Source organism: Micromonospora sp. 15K316 (assembly GCF_004348525.1).
In the GTDB taxonomy this organism is placed as follows: Bacteria; Actinomycetota; Actinomycetes; order Mycobacteriales; family Micromonosporaceae; genus Micromonospora.
Window position 1 is genome coordinate 1 of record NZ_SMKG01000267.1, and the last position, 7,358, is coordinate 7,358.

Sequence of the window (7,358 nt, forward strand, 5' to 3'; positions counted from 1 at the left end):
CGCCTGACCCCACCCACACGTCGGCCCCCGGGGTGTTTTCCCGGGGGCCGACGTGTGGGTGGGGTCAGGCGTTGGTGAGCAGGACGTCGAGGAGCCGCTTGAAGGTGGTGAGCCGCTCGATGCCGGCGGTGATCTTCTGGTTGGCCTCGTTGGCACGCTGGGCGTAGGTGGTGAGCCAGGAGGCGTCGTAGGTGCCGGCGGTGCCGGTGAGGTTGCCGGCCTGCTGCTCGGCGGCCTCGCGGATCTTGTTGACGGCGTCGTTGGCGGCGCGCTCGGCGGACTGCATCTCCCAGATGGTGCTCTGGATCATGTCGGCGCACTGGCCGATGGGGCTGTCGAAGCCGTGGGTCTCGGCGAGGTTGCGGAGGTTGGCCGCGTCGATGCCGAGGTTGTTGATGATCGCGGTGGTGTAGGGGTTGCGAGCCATGATGTCCTCCACAGATAACTCGGTAGCTGTTACGACTACTATAAGGCGAGAGGGGGCCACTGTCTCCACAACGACTACCAAGTTTTTCGGAGGCCCCCGCCGCCCCCGACACCAGCGAACTACGCGGGAGGGCCAGCACACCCAGCTGCATCCCGCCGAGCATCCCGCCCAACATCCACGACGGCGAGTACCGTCGGAAATGGTGGTCCCGCCGATGTAGCGGTCGGCGGGCCGCCGCCCCAGACCGCTACCTGGGAGACAGTCATGAACCAGCCCACCACCGGCGAACACCTCGCCCGCCTCCGCCGGCAAACCGGCCTCACCCAAGAACAGCTCGCCGAACAGTCCGGCATCAGCGTCGAGGTCATCCGCAAGTTGGAACAGGGGGCACGGAAGTCAGCCCGCCTGGAGACCCTCCACGCCCTCGCACGCGCGCTCCGCGTGCCCACCACCGCACTGCTCGGCAACACAGCCGAGGCCGCCGCCCACGCCGAACCGGACCACCGGCCGCTGTCCCTGGCCGAAATCCGCCGAGCAGTCGCACCAGTACGCGGCCTCACCGGCGCCGCGCTGACCATTCCCGCCAGCGACCCGCCCCCGCCCGACGCGCTCCGCGCCCGACTACGCGCCACCGACCGGGCATACCAGGCCAACGACTACGCCTCAGCGCTCGCGGAACTGCCGTCGTTACTGCTCGACGTACGTGCCGCGGTCGACCTGGCCACCGACGACGACGAACCCGCAGCCAATGTGCTGCTCGCCCGCACGCTGCACCTCACCGGCAACCTGCTGATCCAGATGCGCGCCGGTGACCTGGCGCAGACCGCTTTCGCGGACGCCCTCCAAGCCGCACGCCGCTCCGGCGACCAGGTCGTGGCAGCGACGGTCATCCAGGGCATGTGCTGGCTGCTGATGCGCCAGGGTCGCATCGCCGAGGCGGCAGAGCTGGCGGTGTCCACCGCGGACCAGGTTGAGCCCCGGTTCAGCCGGGCAGCACCAGCCGAGCTGGCCGCGTGGGGCTGGCTACTCTTGGGTGCCGCGGCCTCGTACGCCCGGGACAACCAACCGGACGCGGCGGCTGAGGCGGTCGACGCCGCTGCCGCAGCAGCGGTCCGGATAGGGGAGCGCGACCCCGGCGGTGAGCATCTGATGATGGTCGGCGGGTTCAACGCCGGCCGGGTGCAGATGCAGCGGGTAGAGAACGCCGCGGTGGCAGGCGACGCGGGTCGGGCACTCGACCTGGCCGCGGCCGTGCCGCCTGGCCCGACGCCCGTCGGCTCCAGTTGGCAGCGACACCGCCTGGACGTCGCGTGGGCGCATGCCGCTCAGCGACAGTACGGCGAGGCCACCGGCGTGCTGATCGAGCTACGTGACCTAGCGCCGGCCTGGCTGCGGCACCAGCGGTACGCCCGGGACATCGTGAGGCAGATTTCCGAGCAGCGGCGGCGGGCGATGAGCGCGGAGCTGGCCGACCTCGCGTCGTTGGTGAGCTACCCGATCTGACTGGTACGTGGCGTACTAGTTTGACTGACGTCGTTGGATAGTGGTGCAGGTCGCACCTGGAAGATCGCCGCCCGTCCCTGAAACCTGGCGTATGGGTTTGGTCACACGCCGTCGTCCCCCGTCGACGGCATGCCCCGGTCAAACCCTGGCGGCGGCGGTGCCCAATCTGTGACCCGACACTAGGTGCGAGCACCGCCGTCGCCTCGCCGACAGGGCAGACGGAGGGATCTCGACGGTGTGGCGATTCAGGCGACGTCGCAGGAACGGCCGGACCTACCAGGTCGGCCCCGCAACCGTGTACCCGCACCGCGGCGGCGCGTACCTGTCTCGGGAAGCCGCAGCCGACCGCCCGTCGTGGGACAGGCCGACGCTGATCCCCAACCTGTCCCCGCTGATGACCCCCGGGCAGATGTACCGGGCGGCCGGCGTCAACTCCCGCAGCGACCGATGACGGCCCGACCTGGGTGGGGTGCCCGCGCAGTTGAAGCCCTCGAAGCACGTATGGGCGACATCGGCCACCATCCCGAGCGACCGAACTGGGATTGCCCGTCCTGCCGTCAGCCGTGGCCGTGCCCACCCGCCCGCGTCAAGCTCGGCGAGACGTACGGGCCCGACCGGATCGGCCTGGGCATGTACATGGGCGCGCTGCTTTTCGCGGCCGTCGCCGAGATGCCCGGACCCAACCCAGAAGACCTGTACCAGCGGTTCGTGGCATGGACTCGGTGACAACCCGATCCTCCAGACCCCCGGCCGGCGTGCTGCCAACGAAGCCAGCCGCACGGCCGGGTGCACGACGGCACGGAGACCGCCTCTCCGACCGCACCCCCACGAAGGAGGAGTCATGACCATCTCCGCGGACACGGCGGCCGGGACCGCCGCAGACCCCCGCACCCTGGTCGACCCCGAGACGTTCGGGAAGCTGGTCGACTACTTCGCCGCCGACCGGCACGTCACCCGAAGCTACGCCGAACAGGCCGTCGAGCAGTTCCTCGTGTTCCTGAAGGCACACGCCGACAACGTCGACAACCCGAACTTCGGGATGCCATTGCCGGACGGGTCGATCGGCCGTGTCGTGCCGACCCTCCCGGTGGACGCGGTGTGGCACTCGGTGTTGCAGCACACGGTGCCCTACGCCGCCGCCTGCGAGCAGATCGCCGGAGGCTTCGTCCACCACATCCCCATCCTCACCGAGGGGATGATGGACGGCACCGCCGTCACCTTCACGCTCGCGGCGCTGCACACGACCGGCTACCGGGTCGACATGGCATTCTGGGACGGCGAGGCCGAGTCCTGCTGCCCGCCGAACCCGCCACAGCCCGGCGGCGGCAACTGACACGGAGGTGAGCCATGCGCAGTGAGTGGGACGTCCTGCCCGAGACCGTCACAGCGGAGATCGCCAGACGAGTCGGCGGCATCAACGAGGTAAGCCCGGCTCCGAGTGGCAACCACGCGGAGATCGCCTCGACCATCACCGGCTCGACCGGGAAGGTGTTCGTCAAGGCGGCTTCGGCAGACCTGGCGGTCCGCACACTGCGCTACGAGCTGGCCGCGACGAAGGCCGTCGCCTGGTACCCGCCCGCAGTTCGGTGGCATTTCGAGGTCGATGGCTGGCTGGTGGTGGGGGTCGAGCACCTTGACGGCCCCCACCTCGACCTATCCCCGGGGAGCCCGGATCTCGGACTGCTGGCCGTGACACTGAAGGGACTTCAGGAGACCCCGGCGCCGGCCGGAACATGGTTCACCCCAGGTGGCCGGGTTGGGTTCGATCATCCGGCGATGGATGGCACCTCGCTCGTACACACCGACCTCAACCCGGCCAACCTGATCGTGACCCCGGATGGTCTGCGGATCGTCGACTGGGCGTGGGCGACGAAAGCGGCCCCGTGGGTCGAGCTGGCATTGCTCGCCCAGTGGTTGATCGGCAGCGGCCACACCCCCGAACAGGCTGAGGAATGGCTGGCCCAGTTCCCTGCCTGGGCCGGCGGCGACCGCGACGTCCTCGCCCACTTCGCGTTCACCAACGCGGCGAAGTGGGCGGCGAAGGCGCGGCAGAGCGACCAGGGGTGGGTGCACGACCTCGCGGCCTGGACTGCCGCGTGGGCGGCCTACCGGACGGCGACCGTCAGGGATATGCAGTACAGCAGCTGACCCACCACATGCCGCAGCCCCACCCTCCGACTCGGGGGGTGGGGCTGCGGCGTTGCGGGGGAGTCCGGACCTTCAGCCCGCCCGGACGTCCCCACCGGCAGCGTCGCCGCGCACGAGGCCGCCGCGCAACGCGGCCTGCTGCAATCGGGTGTCCCGCAATAGCCCGAAGTGCATGGCCACCGCGATCCCGAAGTTCACCGTCACCGCGTAAGCGGCGGTCGTCGCGTTGAACGCCACGTCGGCGTCGACCGCCACCAGCCACGCCTCCGCGAACGCCTTCACCGCGGCGAGAACCAGCAACACGACCCCCTTCGCGCCGGCCGACCAGTCGGGCCGCATGACCATCGCCGCGGCGATCGGCAGCAGCACCGTCAACGCCAGCGACAGGACGCCAGCGACGTTCGGGGCGAACAGGTAGGTGGGCAGCTCCGGCAAAATCACCGAGTCCATCGTCAACTCCAAAAAGGTGAGGGGTAGGGGAAGTGAAGTCACGCAACCCGGGATGGGCTACGGCGCTGCATGCGGACGACGCGCGCCAGTCGCCTCCGCGATCCGGTTCACCGTGTCCTTGATCGACCCGCCGCCGTTCGTGCGGAGTTCCTCCAACGCATCCAGCCGGTCCAGGACATCCGTCTGTGACTGTTCGAGCGTCGCCATCCGATCCATCAACCCGGGACGACCGCCCGGCAAACCAGGCCGAGGGTCCTCACCGAGCAAGTCATCGGCGAGGCGAGACAGTTTCCGTACGGTGCGGATCATCCAATCCACCGCCCGGAAAACGAGTAACAGAGCGCCGCCGACCGCGGTGACCGCGCCGGCCACATACAAAAGCTGTTCCACACGACTATCCCTCCAGCCTGCGCGCCAGCTCTTCGGCGACCTGCTGGGCCATCGTCGGCGGGATCGCGGCGGCGATCCGCTCCGGGGTGAGCCCGGCGAGGACACCGGCGACGATGGCCTGCTCGTCGGCGACGTCACGACCGAAGGCGGCGGCGATCTCCGCGCGCGCCCGGTTGATGTCCCGGGTCGCCATCCGGCCGCCCTTGAGCAGGTCAGCGACGGTGTACGTGCCGATGGTGCCCGACGGCACCTCACGAGCGAGCAGCTCGTCCACGATCTCCTTGGCGCTGGGCATGTCGTCCTCCAGTAGGCCGGTGCTGGTCAGGTACCGCCGGAACAGCGGTGTCTGGTCGCGGCCCGCCTTGATCGAGTCGCGGAAGAAGCTGAAGTGCGTGTGCCAGAGGTGTGAGTCGTCGCCGCTGCTGCGCCGGCCGAGCCGGTCCCAGCGGCGGACGACCCGGCCGTCCGGGCTGTAGATGATTTCCCGAATGTCGCGCGTGTCCGCGGCGCCCGCGGTGCACTGGCCGACACACCAGGTGGAGAAGCTGCGCAGGTCGTGGGTACGGCCCCCGGACGTCACCCGGAACTGGCCCACGTCGAGGGCGGCCGCGTCCAGGGTCAGCCCGTTGCGGTCGCGTGGCGACTCGACGACGGAGTAGTCGTTGTTGACCACCCGGTCCGAGCCGCAGTGGTAGCCACCCCGGTGGGCGGGGTCGCCCACCACGCCGACCTCCGCCGGCTCCAGGTCCACATCACGGACCCGGATCTTGTCGACGTTCAAGTGGGACAGCAGCAGACTGCGTACCGCCAGAAGATTCGCGGGTGCCCGAGTCAACGTAACCCCACTACGAAGTTTCGTCGTCCGAGAACCCCGACAACCGCCGCGCGGTCGCCTCCGGAATCCCCGCCGCCACCAGCGCCTCGAAATCGGCTTCCGCAAGAGCCCGATCATCAGCCAACTGCTGCTCCGCTAACGCCTCATTCGCCGCGTTCACCGCAGCCACACCAGCCTCATACTCGGCCTGCGTGATCTCCGTGGCATCCGGCGGCACCACCCCAGCCCCACCAACCAGCGTCAGCATCGAGTACGAGCCATCCGGATACACGTAGTAGCGGACCACCTCCTGCTCCTGCGCCTCACCCGGCGGCAACTCTTCATCATGGTCGTTGAAGGGCATCGTCAGCCTCCGGTGTCACAGAACGAACAGGAACGAACGGATCGACCACTGGACACGTGTGAACCGGGCGCCACCCACACCACGGTTCAACTCGACGTCCAACACCTCCGTCAATGTCGACGCGGCAGGCACAGTCACACGCAACGTCTTCGATGTCTGCACGTGCGTGTTCACCATCGTGGAACTGCCCGTGTTGAAGATGTGAAGCATCTCGTCAGTGTTGAAGCCATACGCGGCAGAAGACCCGGCCGGTAACGTGAAGTCGATATCAACATCAATGTTGACGAGCGCTAAACCCTCCCGACACTGATCCGGGTTGATGATGTTCAGGCTGCGAGACAAGGCAACAGTCTGCGTGGCCGGCACCAACGACGACGCGATGGTCTGATTGTCGAACGCCGCCGCGTACAACACCCGCCCCCGCGGCTCGGACCGCAACACCCCAGAGTCGTCGCAGTACACCCGACCGGCCTGCGACACATCACACGGATAACCCCACGTGCCCACAGCAACACGAAGCGGGTCGCCGCTGCTGCCGTCACCGGCAAGCCCACACGCCGTGTCCACAGTGCCGCTACCACCACCAGCGGCAAGCAGACCGTTCGGCCCGCACGTCAACGTGTTCGCCGGATCCGGATCAAGCCGCGGTTGCGCCAGCAGCGGCGACCCAGCCGACCCGTCGCCGGTGAGAGTGATACATGAACTCGACGCGACCGCCACGGTCGTTCCGCCGGTAGACGGAACCAGAAGCCCCCCATCAGGGCCGATCGTGATGTTGTTCCCAGGCTCGCTGGACAGGTCCGCGCTGATAACCCCGGTCGTCGGGTCGTAGTCGATACCGTCACCAGCCGACAGACACGGACGCACCTGAGCGCAATCGACGCTACCGTCGCTGCTGATCACACCAGTCGTCGGGTCGTATTCGATGCCATCCCCGGCAGACAGACACGGACGCACCTGAGCGCAATCGATGCCACCGTCCGCGCTGATCACGTAAGGGCTGGCGGAGGAACCATTCCCCTCCACCGTCACGTTCTCGCCGGCCACCACCACGCACGAGCAGCGGGCACCGCATCCGCATCGGGCCATCAGCAACTCCGTCGTCGGAGGTCGGCCCGGCCCACAACCAGCAGCACCACAAGCATATTCAGAGCGGAAGAGATCAGCCGTACAACTCCACGATCACGATCCCGCCGCCACCGCGGGTTCCGTTCTGCTGAGACTGGTTGATGGAAAACGCCCCACCCGCACCAGCCCCCCAC

10 protein-coding genes are annotated in these 7,358 nt (G+C 68.3%); 4 read left to right on the forward strand and 6 right to left on the reverse strand.

Annotation, left to right across the window (positions count from 1 at the left end):
• Nucleotides 1-64: 64 nt before the first annotated feature.
• Nucleotides 65-427: a hypothetical protein gene (locus E1211_RS28940; protein WP_132352884.1), complete on the reverse strand. Its 363-nt coding sequence runs from the start codon at nucleotides 425-427 to the stop codon at nucleotides 65-67.
• 264 nt (nucleotides 428-691) lie between these two features.
• On the opposite strand from E1211_RS28940, the gene E1211_RS28945 reads away from it, so the two are divergent.
• The 4 genes from E1211_RS28945 to E1211_RS28965 all read left to right on the forward strand — a co-directional run bounded on the left by E1211_RS28945 (nucleotide 692) and on the right by E1211_RS28965 (nucleotide 4,078).
• Nucleotides 692-1,930, forward strand: a complete 1,239-nt coding sequence (locus tag E1211_RS28945) for a helix-turn-helix domain-containing protein (protein ID WP_132352886.1) — start codon at nucleotides 692-694, stop codon at nucleotides 1,928-1,930.
• Between the two features lie 501 nt (nucleotides 1,931-2,431).
• The gene (locus E1211_RS28955) at nucleotides 2,432-2,656 is read left to right on the forward strand and encodes a hypothetical protein (RefSeq protein ID WP_132352890.1); all 225 of its coding nucleotides are present in this window, start codon (nucleotides 2,432-2,434) and stop codon (nucleotides 2,654-2,656) included.
• A 115-nt stretch (nucleotides 2,657-2,771) separates the two neighbouring features.
• A complete protein-coding gene (locus tag E1211_RS28960; protein WP_132352892.1) occupies nucleotides 2,772-3,263 on the forward strand; it encodes a hypothetical protein in 492 nt (163 codons plus the stop codon).
• A 14-nt stretch (nucleotides 3,264-3,277) separates the two neighbouring features.
• Nucleotides 3,278-4,078 (forward strand): phosphotransferase, encoded by an 801-nt coding sequence (locus tag E1211_RS28965; protein WP_132352894.1) that lies wholly within the window; start codon nucleotides 3,278-3,280, stop codon nucleotides 4,076-4,078.
• A gap of 72 nt (nucleotides 4,079-4,150) precedes the next feature.
• Here the strand turns inward: E1211_RS28965 and E1211_RS28970 are convergent, their stop codons facing one another.
• From E1211_RS28970 to E1211_RS32785, 5 genes are read right to left on the reverse strand one after another with little or no spacing between them, the layout of a single operon-like run.
• Entirely contained in the window at nucleotides 4,151-4,528 is a 378-nt protein-coding gene (locus tag E1211_RS28970; protein ID WP_132352896.1) for a hypothetical protein, read from the reverse strand.
• Between the two features lie 57 nt (nucleotides 4,529-4,585).
• Entirely contained in the window at nucleotides 4,586-4,918 is a 333-nt protein-coding gene (locus E1211_RS28975; protein ID WP_132352898.1) for a hypothetical protein, read from the reverse strand.
• 4 nt (nucleotides 4,919-4,922) lie between these two features.
• Nucleotides 4,923-5,753: a hypothetical protein gene (locus E1211_RS28980; RefSeq protein WP_132352900.1), complete on the reverse strand. Its 831-nt coding sequence runs from the start codon at nucleotides 5,751-5,753 to the stop codon at nucleotides 4,923-4,925.
• Nucleotides 5,754-5,763: 10 nt separating this feature from the next.
• A complete protein-coding gene (locus tag E1211_RS28985) occupies nucleotides 5,764-6,096 on the reverse strand; it encodes a hypothetical protein (RefSeq protein ID WP_132352902.1) in 333 nt (110 codons plus the stop codon).
• A 15-nt stretch (nucleotides 6,097-6,111) separates the two neighbouring features.
• Entirely contained in the window at nucleotides 6,112-7,149 is a 1,038-nt protein-coding gene (locus E1211_RS32785) for a hypothetical protein (RefSeq protein WP_165947365.1), read from the reverse strand.
• Nucleotides 7,150-7,358: the final 209 nt, after the last annotated feature.